The organism is Caldococcus noboribetus (assembly GCF_055389385.1).
In genome coordinates this window covers 412,073-426,667 of sequence record NZ_AP042475.1, presented here as the reverse complement: position 1 = coordinate 426,667, position 14,595 = coordinate 412,073, and the positions used below count along the sequence as shown (strand labels likewise).

Genomic DNA, 14,595 nt, shown 5'->3' with positions numbered 1-14,595 from the left:
CAGTAGCTGTTATAGCAGGGGAGTTATAAAGAATGTTGCTGACTTAATGCGTTAGTCAAGAGCTGAGCCCCAGCGCCACTCAAGGCAATAGGTGAAGCGCAAAACATTCTAAAAGGTGTCTGGCTACATTGAATGGGCGGCAGGCTAGTGATGATACATGCGGCTTCTTCTAACTCTATGAGCTGAAGGAAACATTAGGGAAGGCTGGCTGCCATGGCATGGCTAAGCGGGCAGCTAAACACGGCTCCTCTGAAAGGGAGTCATGAGCCGAAGAGGCCTGCGAGGCCCGCGCTGATGTCAGCCTCGCTGGCCTCGCTCTTCTTCTCCTCCTCCTTCTTCTGCTCCCCTCCCTGCTGGGCAGGCGCCTGGGCAGGGGCGGCTGCAGGAGCTGCCTGCGCTACCTCAAGGCCCAGCTCCTTAGCCTTATCACCAAGGGCAGCAACAACGGACATCCCTTCAGCTACAGCCTGCTCAATCGCAGTCTTGGCGGTATCTGCATCTAGCGCCAGCTCCCCGGCCCTTATTACTGAGAGGGCTTCCAGCTCCGTCTCTACTGCCAGCAGCTGCACCACCTCAGGCACCTCGAAGAACCCTATGGTCTTGGCGAGGTAGGTCATCTCCTGCTCTGACCTTACTATGTCGTTCTTCGTGGCCTCAAGGTCTATGTGCAGCATGTCTCCAGGTATGACAGTCTCGCCATCCCACGCGGCAACTATGTTAAGCCCTATCTCCATAGGCTGTATGCCCAGCTGTTGTAGAAGGCTTGCGAGGTCGGGAGATATGACGTCGCCCTTCTTGGCCACTACCGTGTCGCTCTTTATGTATATGGTTCCCTTCCTGACCTCGTAGGGTATCTTAAGCTTTCCAAACACGCTTACCATGGGGCCGGGCCTAATGCCCGTGTCGCCCTCGGGAACCACTATATCCTTGGTCGCCACCTGCCCTGGCTTAGCAGGCGCGGGCATCTTCAGCCTGTCTATGGTTAGGGTCAGCAGGAATGGGTTCTCGTTGGTTGCTATCACAAGGACCCCGTGCTTAAGGTAGGGCTCTATCTTTTCCTTCTTAAGGCCACGGCGCTCAAGCGCCAGGTACACGAGGTTTTTCTTGGCCACGGTCATTATTGCCTTGCCACGAAGCTCCTTCCTTATCATCTGAAGCTGCTTAGCTGGCAGCCCCTCTAGGTCTGCAAAGAGGACGTACTTGTTCTCTGTAAATATTTTCTCGAGCTCTGCCACCCTCTGCTTCTTGTACTCCGGCGGCTCCGGCCTACCCTTTTTCTGAATTAATGCCGCCATACCTTAATCACCTCAGCGGCACTTCCACGGGTGTACCCATAGTAGTCTTTATATAAACGCTTCCTATCTTAGCCGTCCCTATCCTTGACTCTACCACCGAGAACACAGCATTTATGTTATCAGCCAGCTCCTCGGGCTTCATACTAGTGGTTCCCACCTTGCTCATTATCTGCGGCTGGCCCCTTACCCTGACCCAGGCTGCCCTCTTGTAGTTGTTGACAAGCTCTGCCAGGTTAGCCCTTGGCGGTATAGGTGTTGGCACCTTGCCCCTTGGTCCCAGGGCTGGGCCCAGGACGCTGCCAACAAGGCCCATGAGATCAGCCTGGACAAGGACCCAGTCGCATGAGCGGCCTATTGCCTTGACCCTCTTTTTGTCGCCGCGTATGGCGTTCAGGTCTTCCCTTGAAATTGTAGTCACGCCGAGCTTCTTGGCCTCAAGCAGAAGGTCACCCGCAGCCACCACACATACGTTTGGCTCCTTAGACGGCTTGTGGGGTAAGAACACCACCTCCCTCAGCCTGCCCTCTGGGCTCTTGACATCAAAGTCCTTGAGGGTGACTATGAGCTCTACTGACTGCTCGAACTTGGTCTTCTTGGAGAGCGAGAGCGCCCTGTTTATGTATTCTACCAGGGCCTCCTGCTGCAAGGGCACTTCTTGACACCTCTTTTATTGCTTAGCCTTACGCGGTGTATAAGGAACTCTGTGGGGTTAAAAGCGGTTTCCTAGGCTTAAGCGGCCTCCGGCGTGCAGGCCTCTGACAACGTTTTTTAAGCAATAGCTGCCCTTAACCTTTTGGGACCCGTAGCTCAGCCAGGACGGAGCGTCGGCCCTCTAAGCCGATGGTCGGGGGTTCAAATCCCCCCGGGTCCGCTTAGAACGCACAGACAGGTACACGCACGAGTTATGTCGTGCAGGCTCATACTATGGATTCGCTGCCCTCGGCGCTGAACATAGCGCGGTTTGTAAAGGGTTGTCTGCTCTTAAAAGCTGAGCTGCGCTGGAATTAAGCCGACGGCGCCTCAGCCGTGGCATTTATGTATATCAGCTCCCTTGGGAGGGTCAGCTCAACGCCGCTGGAAGTTATAGTGTAGACAGGCGTCATGTTACTATAGTAGACGTTTATAGTAGTGCTGCCCGTGTTGATGAGCGTCATTATGTTGGCTGATGCTGCGACACCGCTGCTCTCATAGCTGATAGACGATATGACCCCGGCCACCACGGGCGTCAGGGCGAAGGCCAGCCCTGGCTGGCCTAGGGCAGTCGCAACGGCAAATATGGCTGCCGAGGCTAACGCCGAGCCCAGGTCTATGCCTATGCCCAGGGTAGAGGGGGAGCTGCCCACCGAGAGCTCCACGTACGTGAAGGTGTACGTGGAGCTTGAGGGCGCTATGTTGGCCATTAGGCTCAGGTTACTTGCATAGTCCTGCCATATTACTGGGGCAGGCGTGTTGGGCAGCGGACACGTCCTGTTCATGTTGCTCCCGAAGAACGTGCTCGGGGACTGCTCGAGCACCTGCTGCTCGTAGGCCCACCTGCTGACGTTGATGCAGCTGTCGTAGGCCACCCAGCCGTACAGGGCTGGCACGTAGGCGCTGCCCGAGCTTACTACCTTGACCTCAGTGACCTGGTAGCTTAGGTACCAGCCCACAGGCGTCTCATTGAGGATCGGGCCAGAAGGCGTCGCTAGTTCAACCCTGTACTCGGTCCAGTTGACTAGGGCCCCCTGGCCAACCATGTAGATCTGTCCAACGTCGTCATCCTGGGTTGGATTTGTGGTGGCCGCCGTACCGCCACCTTCCTGAACCTTGTAGTCTGTGACGAAAGTCAATGAGGCGCCTGGTATCTCGGGGGAAAGGTCCTTAACGGCCTCGTACCAGTCGCCTAACTTTGCACTGTCAAATGCGGCCTCGAACGCGCTGCCAGCCACTGTGACAACGTTGATGCTGAACTCGCTCACCGAGTAGTCAGCGTCAGCAATACCTATGTACTCGGCGCCTTTCACGGCGCTCAGGTTCCCGTTGGGCTGCGCCGCGGCTACAGCTAGGCTTATGGGGGCTAGGCTGTCGTTGCTGGGGTACCAGGCTATCACCTTAGGCGCGTAAACGTACGTGAAACATGGGTACCCCGCGTGAGGGGCACAGACTATAGGCTGGGTGGACGTAGTGACTGGGGCCGTTGAGGTGCTTGTAGTCGTGGTCTGCTGGGGTCTGGAACCTACAGCGCTTAACCCCTTGCCGTTTACCACAGACTTGGCAATGATGGACGTAAACGGTCTAGAGAACCTGACGTAGATGATTGAGCCAGAGCCATCTAGCACCTCGCTCAAGTTGAGGGGCTGAGGGGTAAGCTGCGTCACCACCTCGACGCTGCCGTTGCCCAAGTTAATGGGGTACGAGGCCCATATAATTATTGACGGCTCAAGCGAGTAGGCCGCGGCGTTGCCGTAACTGTGAAGCCACGCCTCCGCCCAGCCCCTCAGCCTCGAGAGGTTAACGCTGACCACGCCGCCAGTGCCGTTGAGGACGGGTATGAACTCTGTGCCGTTTGGAGTAGGCATCCAGGCCCACACGGAGAACGAGGCGTTGGGCATAAGGTCCCCCGGGGAGTCGAGGGCGACAAGGGTCAGCTCCCCCCTTCTGGGCCCCGTGAGGGAAAGAAGCCCCTGCCTAACGGACGGAACTGCAAAGGGCAGGGCCGCCGCAGCTAAGATGACTGCGATGATAATGGCTGCAAGGATGTTCCTCGAGGCCGAGGAGGCCATAGACCCCACTACTTTAAAAGAAGTTTTAACCTAATATATAAATATATAGCACTGCACGGAAAGGGGCTTAAGAGTAGCCCCGGCAGTGTGCAGAAGGGCCGCCGCCTGCTAAAGCTGGGGTAAGCAATTGCCTCCTGCCTATTTTGCAGGCTATGTGCAAGAGGTCCCGCCACGGGCATGCCAGCATCAGGAAGCGGCGTTGCTGAGGCGGAGCCGCAGTTAGGAAGCCTTGGCAGGGCTGGCTTGGCACGTCAGCGACTGGGCGATTCATGGGCTCGCGCAAGGGCTTGGAGCTCATAGGCCCCTGGCGCCAGGCCTGCCTTACGAAAGGTCGCTAGGCCAACCACGCCGAGGCCGCCGCCGTTGCTGCGCAGGCCCTCTAAGGACCACGCGGCCACATGTTCCTGCAAGGCTTCCTAGCTAAAGTTCAAGAAAAGGGAAGGTTAAGCTGCAAAGTTAGACCCCTGCTGCAAGGGTCGTCTTGGAAATTCCAACGGCTTTAGCCTTACCAAAGAAAGCCGTCACGCTAGGAATAGGTGGTTATGTTTAAAAGGGTCATGGAAATGTAGTTCGCGGCACCTGTCCCAACGGTGATCTGCGCCGCCACTGGCACGCCATCCAGGTTAATTACCCCTGCACTGATGCTATATGCGCCGCTGGTGCCCAGGAACGAGGTCTGCGGCGTAATGGTTATTTCGACGCCCCTGTAGCTCTTGCCGTTAAACGATATTGGTGTGAACAGGTATCCCACTGTGGCGTCGGTGCTTCCTGGCTGCCCATCGAGAAGATCTTTCCAGTTTATGTTATAGTACGAGCTGAAGTACGAGAGCCCATAGAGGGGCCCAAGTCCAGGGAACGCCTCGAGTGATATGGTTCCAGTGAAGGGGTTATATGAAATGGTTGCGCTTGTCAACAGGGGCGTGATGTAAGAGGACATATTAGAGCCGCTCACGTTGCGCTTAACGCCTCCAAGGCTTATGTAGATCCATGTCAAGTTTGTGCTGTTGTACCCAAATTCCACGTAACCAAGCTCATAGCCTGAAGAGTTAGTGAGCTCAACGTAAGCCGTCCTGTTAGGGTAGTTCTTAAGTGCAACATAGTACACATCACCCGAAGGGGAGACATACATCTTATACTCAAGCGACGACACCTTGGACAGGACTGCGCCCAAGGGCCTCTGCGCGGTTACTGCAAGCAACGTTGACCTATAGGAGTAGTAGAACGCTATACCTATGGAGCCCACTACTATAGTTGCCGCAAATAAGGCTATCGTTAAGATTGCCAGCTTTCCTAGCAAATCCTGCACCCTTCCTCTGCCCTTCCTGTTAAAACGATAGGTTTTAAGTCTGTGTAGGCTCACGCTCGCGGAGGTGGAGTCTGAGACTATGACTGTAGGCAAGGTAAGGGGAGTTAATGCAATGGGGACGCTAGGCTGGACTACAGTTAGGTGCAGGGTTTGCGGAAGGCTGCTAGATCTGAGCGGCCAGAGGCCAGGAAGCAGGAAGTTTGAAGCCGTTTACATGTGCCCAAAGTGCGCTAAGACCCTCGACGCGTATTTCTGCGCGGCAGACGCCAGGTCGCTGAAGTATCGCTGTCCCTTCTGCGGCTCAGAGCTGGTGCTCGCCACGCCCGTGATAAGCGAGTGATGAGACAGGTCCCTCATGATTGAGAAGGACTTATTGAACGGCAATTACGTGATTAAGTTTGAGTCAAAGGGGCTGAAAACTTTCATAGTAGATATTGACGTGGCGCTTAGGCCTGACGTAAAGGTGGAGTGCGAGAAGTCCCTTAACTATAATGACGTGAAGCTCTGCTACGTCAAACGCTCCGAGGACTGCAAGCTTGTTATACTCATCGCTAGAAATCGCAGCGAAGCTATAGGATGCTATATGACGGGCTACGCAGGCCCTCCCGAAGGCGCTTATAACAAGTGCTTGCAATGCGCTAATGAGCTCTCAGTGGCCGTTGACAATGCTATTGCCAGCAAGGCCCAGTGACTCCACGGTAGCTGTAAATTTCCCCTAGCTCAGCCGCCGACAGGAGCCCGCATATGTAGTTCATGTCTAAGCCGAGGGATTCGCACACCCTTAACACGTTGCGAAGCGTTGGCCTCCTTATGGACTCCCTGAGGGCACGCCTGACCTGAGGGGCTGCCCCCTTAGCGTACCTCAAGGCCGACGCCAAGAGCCTCATGCCATCACTGTTCACTTCCTCACCTTTAGTAAAGTACAACCAATAGTTTGTGAGCAGCTTAAGCATGATTCTGGCTATCTCTCTATTGCTTTTCTCAAAGGGCGAACCCTCAGGGCTTGCACCCTTCTCCATCGCTACATCAGCTCGGCAGCGATGCGAGGCCTCATCATAGGGCCTAAGTCTGCTCCTTTCTTAAAAGTCCTCTGACGGTTAGGCATTAAATCCTATTTTGTAATTCCTTTCCTCTTGTGGTCCTAGAACAGGCAGAGTTAGGAAGTGGCCTCGTATTCCCCTGGCGCAGGTATGTCAGGCGAGTTCCAGTCTACAGGGGCGTTGCCGTACCTTATGGGTTTCTCAAGCTTAGAGAGCAGCACAACCCTGCTCGGCATGCTTTCACTAACTATTGGGTACCCTGTGAGCTCGCTGAGCTTCTTGGCCACCTCCTTGACCTCCCAGTGCCTCGGCATGTTGTCAAGGCGCAGCCTCCCCCTGCTGGCTCCCACGTACATGTAAGCCTTCACCTCTATGTAGTCCGGCCTGCCCAGTTCAACTAGCTTGGCGAAACCTTTGAGCGCTGCCTCGTTGTCATTGTACCCCTTAACTATGGTTATCCTGTAGACTGTCGTAGATGAGAAGCTTGGAAGCATCTCCAGGGTCTCTAGGGTCAACTCCCAAGCCCTTGGGACCAAGGGCCTATTGAAATAGTTGTACGACTCCTTATCCCATGACTCCAGACTGACATAAATTTGATTAGGCTCCTCCTCGAGATTTGCCAGGACGTCGGGCCTCACGCCCCTGGTGACCAGGAACGTTGTTATGCCCCTCCTGTGGAACTCCCTTATAAGCTCGCCCAGCCTGGGGTAGAGCGTCGCCTCACCGGTCAAGCTGATGGCTACATGCTTTGGCATTGTGGCCTCCTTGTACATCTGGGGCGGGACGCCCGGCCTCCCCTTGTAGCCGCTCACGATTCTCCGGTACTCCTGTATAGCCTTTTCAACTATCTCCTTAGGGTCATCAGCGAACGGCATGCGCGTCTCGTTCCACTCAACTCCAACGTCCTGGGGCCTGAGCCTCCAGCAGTGGAGGCAGGCGTTCCAGCACCAGTGGTTGGTGACGCTGAGCTGTATGCACCTGTGGCTCTCTATGCCGTAAAACTTGCCCTTGTAGCAGAACCTGCCCTCAACCAGGGCGGCGTGGTTCCAGTAACACTTCTTCACAGAGCTGTGGTTGCCAATTATATGATAGCCCTGCCTTATGAGCCTTTGGTTTAGCATATTATAGACTTCCTTCTCCTCTACCTGCCTCTCCTCCAACTTTACTTTGCCTCCTTAGTAGCCAGCGCGGGCCTCCTTACAAGCCCGTGCTCTGTCAAGTATGTATAGGCGCTGTAGGCGGCTATAGCCCCTGATGCAGCTGCGTTAACTATCTGCCTAAAGCCGCGCCACAGGCTTATTGCGTCGCCTGCAGCGAAGACCCCGGGAAGGTTCGTCCTCATCCATAGGTCAGTCTTGACATAGCCAAGCTCGTCAACTTCAAGGCCCAGGGACTGATACCAGTCCTTTGGGGGCTCGAAGCCTATTTCAATGAAAATGCCGTCGACCGCTAGCTCCCTGATACTGTTGTCCACGTTATTCTTTACTACGACGCTCCTAACTACCTTGTCGCCCTTGATCTCTGTAACGACGGAGTTGAGGACGAACTCTATGTTAGGCCTTGACATGGCTTCTTGAACGTAGAAGGGCTTTGCCCTGAACTCGCTCCTCCTGTGTATCAGGTACACCTTCTTCACGTAGCCTGAGAGCAGTATGGCCCCCTCAAAGGCCGCGTCGCCGCCCCCTACCACAGCTACCGCCTCCCTGCCCTTGTAGAGTGGCGCGTCGCAGATGCTGCAGTAGCTCACGCCCCTGCCAGCGAACTCATTCTCGCCGGGCACGTTTAGCTTCCTTCTCCTGGAGCCGACCGCAAGTATTATAGTCTTGGAATAGACGTCTAGCCCCCTTGTCCCGGTTACGTGATACTCGTCGCCTTCCCTGGAGAACTTCTGAACGGTTATGTTAGTGTAGATGGGAACGCCAAAGAGCTTTTCGGCGTGCTCCCTGAAGCGCGATATGAGCTCCGTCGCGCTAATCGAGAGCGTAGCGGGATAATCATCAACCACGTTAGTTAAGTTAAGCTGTCCTCCTACATCCTCAGAGACCACCACTGTCTTGAGCAGGAACCTTGACGCGTAGACGGCCGCCGAAAGCCCTGCGGGCCCCGCGCCTACTATGAGCACGTCATAATGTTCTCCCTTGGGAGGAACCTTAAACTGGGGCAAGGCTCCGAGTCTCAGCGACATTATTGCTTCACCTTTTCTCTTAACTCCCAACTGACCTTTTAAAAGTAGACTAAATACATGCTCTCTACCACAAGGGCGCTTAGCTGTACGGTAAAAGCGTTACAAAGATGGGTCTGAATGCGGAGGAATAAAGGCGAGGCAACGGCGATCTCGGCGTCGCTGTTCGCTGATGCACCGTTTCCAGGCAGCTCTGCAGCCTATCGCGTTTTAACCGGCATCCAGCTCAAGCTTTTTCTCTTAAATGGCCAGGATCAAACTAATATGCCCCCAATCATCTTCTTCGACTTTATGAATTCAATTAAGTTCATCTGGTGCCTAAGCGCGGCCTCGTGAGCTTCTTTTGGATCCCCCTTCTCTATAGCCTCGTAAATCCTCCAGTGCTCCTCTATTTCCTGCTCAACCCTGCTGCTAGACGCAAATAGGTCCACCCTGACAATAGCTAGCTTGTTCCTTAGGTCCTTAAGTATATCCCTCAGGTACTCGTTGCCGCTCATGTCAGCTATTATGTCATGGAAGTAGCTGTTGGCCTGAGCCAGGGCCAGCGGGTTGTTCTTATCTGCCTTCTTGAAATTCTCAGCTGCCTCCCTCAGCTTACTAAGCATGGCTGGGTCCCTGTTCTCGGCGGCCTTCTCGGCCGCCAAGGCCTCAAGGACAGCCCTCACCTCGAATATCTTTAGTATCTGCTCCTTAGTCAAGAAGGAGACATGGTAGCCGTCGCTGAGCTTCACGACGAGCCCTTCCTTTTCAAGTTTGTGCAACGCCTCCCTCACGGGCGTCCTGCTCACGTTATAGAGCTTGGCCAGCGTCGTCTCGCTTAACTTGTCCTTAGGCTCAAACCTCCTGCCAAGGATGTCGTTCTTCAGCATCTCATAAACCATGTCAGAATACTTAACAGACTTCTCGTTATTCTCCTCTGCACACATCTCTGCTCCCTTCTCAAAATAAAGCTATAAAAGAGAGAAAATAAACTTGTTCTTTTAAGCAAAGGAATGTTTATACTATCAAGGAGCGAACTGTGAGCTCGTCCTTACATGAAGAGTATTACGAGCTCCTGTGGAGAGCCGTCAGGTCTGGGCTCGCAGAGCTGCGCTCCAGATGCGTTGACACTGAAATGCTGGAGGACGAATGTCTTAAGTCGAGAGGTTATAGGTCGTTCAGCGAGATGCCCCTTTATGCTAGGCTGTTATGCGCCTCCCTAGCTGTTGTTACGGAGCTTATGTGCGACTACTTTAACGTCATTGCTGACTACGTGGCGTCCAACGGAGCTGACAGGGACGGCCTCTGCCAAGAGCTAAGGGAGGCTGAGCTCCTCCTGGCCAGCATAAGCTCTACTTTAGCTGAGGAGGCCGCAGAGTACAAGGTCCGTGATAACATTTACGAAGCCTTTCAGAATGTAGTTAACACTATAGGGGCTCTGTCCAGGTCTCTCTGCCCTGAAAACCGCAGGTGATGTTATAAAGCCCGAGGCTGAAACGTACCACGGGCCCTCGACCTTTTTACCTATTTGGAGAGGCTGCGCAAATTAAAGGCCTTATGGAAGCCCCTCTACATGGCGATCTCAGTAAGGCTTAAAACAACAGGGCACGAACAGGATACAAGGCAGGCCCGCCGTAGCTCAGCGGTCAGAGCGCCCGGCTGTAGTGGGACGGGGCGGCTGGAGGCCTAGCCCCTCCGGCCGACACCGGGTGGTCCGGGGTTCAATTCCCCGCGGCGGGACCAGGGCCTGCCATTCTATATTCGGCTATTTTTGAGCTAGCCAGACGGGCAGTAAGGGGGTTTAATTTGTTGGCCGCCGTGATGCCTAATGGAGCAATACTGCTAGGGGACAACGTTGTGGCCGACTCATACCACAGGAGGCCTATAAGGGTCGTCACTCACGCCCACGAAGACCATACCAAGTACCTAAGCCAGAGCATTTCTGAGAGCCTCTTTATCGCAGCGACCCCCGTAACCCATGAGTTCCTTAAGGTTCTAGGGTACTCAATACCTCAGAGCAAGATGTTGCAGCTTGACTACTACAAGGAGGTGGAGTTTGACAACGAGAGGCTGAAGCTTATACCGTCAAGGCACATAGCCGGGAGCGCCCAGGTAATGGTGGAGACTCCCCAGGGCACCGCCGGTTATACTGGCGACTTTAAGATGCCCGGCACGCCCCCCATGCAGGACCTCGACGTCCTGGTGGTGGATGCCACCTATGGCAGCCCTCACCTGTCCAGGAAGGGCACTGAGTGGGATGCCCTGGGGGCCCTGGTAAACATAATAGAGACCGAGTCGCCCAATAGCCCCATAATAATATATGGTTACAATGGGAAGCTTCAAGAAATAATGGTGGAACTAAGGATAAGAGGTGTTTCGGGCACGTTCCTGGCTGATGACACGACTTTGAAGCTTGCTAAGATAGCATCAAAGTTTTATAATGTGGAGTTAGGCGACGTGAGGCTTTACAGTAGAGATGAGCTTCTCCCAGGGTCAATAGCATTCATTCACTTGTCTAAGTCCTCATCTATGATACGGGTGCCAGCCGTTCATGTAATACTCACCGGTACCGAAAGGCGGGGACCCGCCGTTAAGGTTAACGACAGGGTCTACAGAGTGTCCTTCAGCGATCACGCGACCTTCTGGGAGGTCGTAGACTACATAAAGGAGTCAAGGCCAAAGAGGGTTATAGTTGACGCCTCACGCGGCTTTGACTCAAAGTTTATGGCCAAGTACCTCTCTAACGTACTTAACATAGACGCCGTCTCGCAGCCTTAGGTGTCTAACATGAGCGCGCAGGAACAGCAGGTGGCCCAGGTGAAGGCGCCAGATCCCAGGCTTACAAGCGCGAGGGCCTATCTAAATCACGCTTCTGAGGCCCAGCTAGGTCCAATCCTTATGTCTCTAGGCATAGTCCTTGCAATAGCCTCTTATATCCTCAGGCGACTTACGACGCTATCCGTCGACCTCTCCCTGGTGGGGCTAACCTCCGCTATGGTGGGGTCTGCTATAGAGATGACCTTCCTCCTCGTGGTATCGAGGACCCTTGACATAATGTTAGGAAAGAAGTACAACATTATACTTAAGGTCTTTGGGGTGGCCGCAATGATGGCCGCTTACATGGTTATAGTGGGCATGCCCATACTTGGGGCTTACCTGAAGAGGCTGACAGCGAGGGAGGGCCTAGCTGAAGGGAGACCTCTAGAACAAGAGAATGTAACCACCCCTAACCCGCTCTGGCTTTACTCACTCCTTACCTTCGGTTTCATCCTCTTTGTTGTCCAGAGGAACCTCAGCGTCAGGCTCCTGAGAGTTATTGATAATGCCCTTGGGCAGGGCGTCCCTGAACCTCTCGGCAGCCATAGCTAGAAGGGGCAGAACTATGCTAGGCGCTGAAGCCATCTCCTCATCCCAGATGACCCTCCAGTATGAGCCACACTCCTGACAGTACATAAGGCCGTACTTCCACTCCTTGTCCATAAAGGTTCCAAGCTTGAACTTGTTATCATTTCCACAGAAGGGGCAGACGGGAGAGCCCCTGCCGATGACCCACTCATAGCCGCAGAGGTGACACACCATCACGTACTTGTCCCCCCTCTTAACCATGGTGTGACTCTCAGCCCCGCAGAGGGGACAGTAGGGCGAGAGGTGCTCTATGGAACCTTTCTCCCTAAAGTACCTCTCAGCGTACGCCCTAGCTATCGCCTGAAACGCTATTAAGGTGCTTTTTGCCCCCTCCTGGGAGATGTCGCCAGAGATGGCCCTAGCTAGCACGTCGTCCACCGAGTCAGGATTCAGGCTCTCGCCTATGGCCTTTGACACGTAAACAGCCTCCTCCCTCAGGATACCATCGTTACTGAGCCTCGCTAAAAGGTCCTGCAATGTTAGGCCCTGGGACCAGACTCTGTCAATAACTTTAGCTACGTCATCCATTATCTTCAGCTGAACCTCTTCCACCTTCCTAGAGAGCTCAATGTTTACTCGAAGTCCAAGGACCCCAGCGAACCTGCTGAGGCTTCTCTCAAAAAGCTTCAGCCTCTCGTCAACCCCTTGACTCAAATTTGGTCACTCTATCTTGGGCGTCTCGCCCTTCTTTACCTGCTCCTTCAGATCCTTAAGCATCCTTATCAGGTGCGGTATAACCTCGCGGTAGTCTGCAACCACGCCGTAGTCGCACTGTGAGAATATAGGCGCTGTCGGGTCCTTGTTTATGGCGACCACCACCTCGGCCTCCCTCACGCCAAACATGTGCTGTGCCGCGCCGCTTATGCCAACGGCTATGTATATGACTGACTTTATTGACTTGCCTGTCTGGCCTATTTGCCTCTCATGGGGTATCCAGCCCAGGTCTACTGCCTTCCTGCTGCCCCCCACGACGGCGCCCATGACGTTAGCTAGCTCCTGCAGCATCTTGAAGCCCTCAGCTGTTCCAAGGCCTTTGCCGCCACCTATCACTAGCTCGGCCTTCTCTATGGGAACCTCGGTTCTTGGCACAACCTTGCGGGAGATCAGCCTCGCCTTAGGCTGAGGTACATAATCTACCTTTTCCTCTATTATCTCTCCCCTCCTGCTCGGGTCACGCTGAGGCAAGGGGAACACGTTAGGCCTCGCTGTCGCCAGCTGGGGCCTTCTGTTGGGCGTCCTTATGTATGCCAGCAGCACAGCGCCGAATGGAGGCCTTATCTGGAAGACGTCCCTAGTTTTCTCGTCAACGTCGAAGTCTGTGCAGTCAGCCGTTATCCCCGCCCTTAGGTGGTTGGCTATGTATGGCGCCAGCTCCCTCCCCCTCATTGTGCCGGCCACGAAGATCATCTCAGGCTTGTACTTCTTGATTAAGCTCACCGCGACCTCTCCGTAGACATTTGGAGCATAGGAGGAAAGACGAGGATCGTCAACAACTATGACCTCGTCTGCCCCGTACTCTATGAACTGGTTCGCGAACTTCTTTACGCCGTTGCCTAGGAGTACGCCAGTTACCTTAACGTTAAGCTTGTTCGCCACCTTCCTGGCGGGCGTTAACATCTGCAGGCTTGGCTCTATAATGCCGTTCTCGTCTACTTCCCCTATAACCCAGACGCCCCTGTACTCGCTGTTGTCCCTGCACTCCCACTCTGGGCAGAGCTTCTCGCAGTCCTGGGACCCTGAAGAGGGAGCGGCCCACTGGCTCATGCAGCATCACCTCCCTCCTTAAGGGCCTTTATCAGCGCCTTAGAGGCCTTTTCATCAGAGAGCAGCGACTTAAGTATCCACTTGGCAGCGTCCTCGCCATCCTTAGGCACGTAGACCTGCTTCTTCCTCGGCACCTCAGGGACGTCAACGGTCTTAGCTACGAAGGTTGGTGAGCCCTTAAGCCCAGTGCACCTTGGGTCCAGCTTCAGGTCGTTGTTAGTCCACGTGATCATGATGCTGGGGTTCGCCTTAAACCTTATCTTGTTAATCAGTGTGACAGGCCTTGGCTTCAGGGACTTCATGGCGACGTTTATTATAGCTGGAAGGTCTAACTCCCACTCCTCTATGGCCTCTTCAAGTATCCTCTCCACCCTCAGTTTTCCGTCCTCTGATAGCCATGCGTCCCGGACATAGTATATATAAGGCCATTCAAGCCAGCTGGCCGTCTGCGCGGCTATGTGGGCCGTGCTGGAGTCCGTGGTCTCCTGGCCAAAGATTACTAGGTCTACCTTACCTATCTCCTTATCGATCTTCTTTATGGCGTTTGCCAAAACATAGCTTGTGGCGAGGGTATCAGCTCCAGCGTAGGCCCTGTCAGTTATTAGTATGGCTTTGTCAACGCCCATGCCTACGAGGTACTCCAAGCCTTTCGCCGCTGGGGGAGGAGCCATGGAGATAGCTATTACCTCACCGCCGTACTTGTCCCTTAGCCTAAGGGCCAGCTCCGCTGCAGGCAAGTCGTGTGGATTTACTATGCTCGGAACCCCCTCCCTTATCAGAGTGCCTGTCTTAGGGTCTATCCTCACTGACTGGGTTCCAGGAACCCACTTTATGCCTACCACTATCCTCATAAGCCCACCCC

The 14,595-nt window shown here is 54.3% G+C and carries 15 protein-coding genes and 2 tRNA genes; 6 read left to right on the top strand and 11 right to left on the bottom strand.

The genetic code is table 11. The annotated features are described in order from the left end of the window. Nucleotides 1–260: 260 nt before the first annotated feature. Together ACZ5GQ_RS02245 and ACZ5GQ_RS02240 are read right to left on the bottom strand one after the other, a co-directional pair. Nucleotides 261–1,295: a 50S ribosomal protein L10 gene (locus tag ACZ5GQ_RS02245; RefSeq protein ID WP_498857026.1), complete on the bottom strand. Its 1,035-nt coding sequence runs from the start codon at nucleotides 1,293–1,295 to the stop codon at nucleotides 261–263. 7 nt (nucleotides 1,296–1,302) lie between these two features. Continuing rightward, nucleotides 1,303–1,947 (bottom strand): 50S ribosomal protein L1, encoded by a 645-nt coding sequence (locus tag ACZ5GQ_RS02240; protein WP_498857025.1) that lies wholly within the window; start codon nucleotides 1,945–1,947, stop codon nucleotides 1,303–1,305. A 144-nt stretch (nucleotides 1,948–2,091) separates the two neighbouring features. Between ACZ5GQ_RS02240 and ACZ5GQ_RS02235 the strand changes: the two genes are divergently transcribed. Further along, nucleotides 2,092–2,166 (top strand) — tRNA-Arg (locus ACZ5GQ_RS02235). 133 nt (nucleotides 2,167–2,299) lie between these two features. On the opposite strand, the gene ACZ5GQ_RS02230 is transcribed toward ACZ5GQ_RS02235, so the two are convergent. Continuing rightward, nucleotides 2,300–4,057 carry a hypothetical protein gene (locus tag ACZ5GQ_RS02230; protein ID WP_498857024.1) on the bottom strand — a complete coding sequence of 586 codons (1,758 nt, stop codon included), beginning with the start codon at nucleotides 4,055–4,057 and terminating at the stop codon, nucleotides 2,300–2,302. A gap of 526 nt (nucleotides 4,058–4,583) precedes the next feature. After that, nucleotides 4,584–5,354 (bottom strand): hypothetical protein, encoded by a 771-nt coding sequence (locus ACZ5GQ_RS02225; protein WP_498857023.1) that lies wholly within the window; start codon nucleotides 5,352–5,354, stop codon nucleotides 4,584–4,586. An 88-nt stretch (nucleotides 5,355–5,442) separates the two neighbouring features. Here ACZ5GQ_RS02225 and ACZ5GQ_RS02220 point away from each other — a divergent pair, with 88 nt between their 5' ends. Both ACZ5GQ_RS02220 and ACZ5GQ_RS02215 read left to right on the top strand, forming a co-directional pair. Then, nucleotides 5,443–5,703, top strand: coding sequence for a hypothetical protein (locus ACZ5GQ_RS02220; protein ID WP_498857342.1), 261 nt, complete (start codon nucleotides 5,443–5,445; stop codon nucleotides 5,701–5,703). Between the two features lie 15 nt (nucleotides 5,704–5,718). Continuing rightward, the gene (locus ACZ5GQ_RS02215; protein ID WP_498857022.1) at nucleotides 5,719–6,054 is read left to right on the top strand and encodes a hypothetical protein; all 336 of its coding nucleotides are present in this window, start codon (nucleotides 5,719–5,721) and stop codon (nucleotides 6,052–6,054) included. Here the strand turns inward: ACZ5GQ_RS02215 and ACZ5GQ_RS02210 are convergent. The 4 genes from ACZ5GQ_RS02210 to ACZ5GQ_RS02195 form a co-directional block, all read right to left on the bottom strand. Then, complete coding sequence (locus tag ACZ5GQ_RS02210; protein ID WP_498857021.1) at nucleotides 6,032–6,265, bottom strand: hypothetical protein; 234 nt, start codon at nucleotides 6,263–6,265, stop codon at nucleotides 6,032–6,034. The genes ACZ5GQ_RS02215 and ACZ5GQ_RS02210 overlap by 23 nt on opposite strands. Nucleotides 6,266–6,519: 254 nt before the next feature. Further along, complete coding sequence (gene twy1, locus ACZ5GQ_RS02205; protein WP_498857020.1) at nucleotides 6,520–7,563, bottom strand: 4-demethylwyosine synthase TYW1; 1,044 nt, start codon at nucleotides 7,561–7,563, stop codon at nucleotides 6,520–6,522. A gap of 2 nt (nucleotides 7,564–7,565) precedes the next feature. Then, nucleotides 7,566–8,588, bottom strand: a complete 1,023-nt coding sequence (locus ACZ5GQ_RS02200) for an NAD(P)/FAD-dependent oxidoreductase (RefSeq protein WP_498857019.1) — start codon at nucleotides 8,586–8,588, stop codon at nucleotides 7,566–7,568. 251 nt (nucleotides 8,589–8,839) lie between these two features. Beyond that, complete coding sequence (locus tag ACZ5GQ_RS02195) at nucleotides 8,840–9,511, bottom strand: GntR family transcriptional regulator (protein ID WP_498857018.1); 672 nt, start codon at nucleotides 9,509–9,511, stop codon at nucleotides 8,840–8,842. A gap of 92 nt (nucleotides 9,512–9,603) precedes the next feature. Between ACZ5GQ_RS02195 and ACZ5GQ_RS02190 the strand changes: the two genes are divergently transcribed. The 3 genes from ACZ5GQ_RS02190 to ACZ5GQ_RS02180 all read left to right on the top strand — a co-directional run bounded on the left by ACZ5GQ_RS02190 (nucleotide 9,604) and on the right by ACZ5GQ_RS02180 (nucleotide 11,342). Next, complete coding sequence (locus tag ACZ5GQ_RS02190; RefSeq protein WP_498857017.1) at nucleotides 9,604–10,038, top strand: hypothetical protein; 435 nt, start codon at nucleotides 9,604–9,606, stop codon at nucleotides 10,036–10,038. 154 nt (nucleotides 10,039–10,192) lie between these two features. Continuing rightward, nucleotides 10,193–10,307: transfer RNA gene (locus ACZ5GQ_RS02185), tRNA-Tyr, on the top strand. Nucleotides 10,308–10,370: 63 nt separating this feature from the next. After that, the gene (locus ACZ5GQ_RS02180; protein WP_498857016.1) at nucleotides 10,371–11,342 is read left to right on the top strand and encodes an MBL fold metallo-hydrolase; all 972 of its coding nucleotides are present in this window, start codon (nucleotides 10,371–10,373) and stop codon (nucleotides 11,340–11,342) included. A 468-nt stretch (nucleotides 11,343–11,810) separates the two neighbouring features. Here the strand turns inward: ACZ5GQ_RS02180 and ACZ5GQ_RS02175 are convergent, their stop codons facing one another. The 3 genes from ACZ5GQ_RS02175 to ACZ5GQ_RS02165 are packed head-to-tail and all read right to left on the bottom strand — an operon-like array spanning nucleotide 11,811 to nucleotide 14,584. Beyond that, on the bottom strand, nucleotides 11,811–12,623 hold the full coding sequence (locus ACZ5GQ_RS02175; RefSeq protein ID WP_498857015.1) for a hypothetical protein: 813 nt from the start codon (nucleotides 12,621–12,623) through the stop codon (nucleotides 11,811–11,813). A 6-nt stretch (nucleotides 12,624–12,629) separates the two neighbouring features. After that, nucleotides 12,630–13,733: an electron transfer flavoprotein subunit alpha/FixB family protein gene (locus ACZ5GQ_RS02170; RefSeq protein WP_498857014.1), complete on the bottom strand. Its 1,104-nt coding sequence runs from the start codon at nucleotides 13,731–13,733 to the stop codon at nucleotides 12,630–12,632. Next, a complete protein-coding gene (locus ACZ5GQ_RS02165) occupies nucleotides 13,730–14,584 on the bottom strand; it encodes an electron transfer flavoprotein subunit beta/FixA family protein (RefSeq protein WP_498857013.1) in 855 nt (284 codons plus the stop codon). The genes ACZ5GQ_RS02170 and ACZ5GQ_RS02165 overlap by 4 nt, the downstream gene beginning before the upstream one ends. Between the last annotated feature and the right edge of the window lie 11 nt (nucleotides 14,585–14,595).

What these genes read in the sequence shown, in the direction of transcription:
- ACZ5GQ_RS02200 (WP_498857019.1), bottom strand. Translation starts at nt 8,588, where the DNA reads ATGTCGCTGAGACTCGGAGCCTTGCCCCAGTTTAAGGTTCCTCCCAAG.
- ACZ5GQ_RS02170 (WP_498857014.1), bottom strand. Translation starts at nt 13,733, where the DNA reads ATGAGCCAGTGGGCCGCTCCCTCTTCAGGGTCCCAGGACTGCGAGAAG.
- ACZ5GQ_RS02220 (WP_498857342.1), top strand. Translation starts at nt 5,443, where the DNA reads ATGACTGTAGGCAAGGTAAGGGGAGTTAATGCAATGGGGACGCTAGGC.
- ACZ5GQ_RS02165 (WP_498857013.1), bottom strand. Translation starts at nt 14,584, where the DNA reads ATGAGGATAGTGGTAGGCATAAAGTGGGTTCCTGGAACCCAGTCAGTG.
- ACZ5GQ_RS02215 (WP_498857022.1), top strand. Translation starts at nt 5,719, where the DNA reads ATGATTGAGAAGGACTTATTGAACGGCAATTACGTGATTAAGTTTGAG.
- ACZ5GQ_RS02195 (WP_498857018.1), bottom strand. Translation starts at nt 9,511, where the DNA reads ATGTGTGCAGAGGAGAATAACGAGAAGTCTGTTAAGTATTCTGACATG.
- ACZ5GQ_RS02245 (WP_498857026.1), bottom strand. Translation starts at nt 1,295, where the DNA reads ATGGCGGCATTAATTCAGAAAAAGGGTAGGCCGGAGCCGCCGGAGTAC.
- ACZ5GQ_RS02230 (WP_498857024.1), bottom strand. Translation starts at nt 4,057, where the DNA reads ATGGCCTCCTCGGCCTCGAGGAACATCCTTGCAGCCATTATCATCGCA.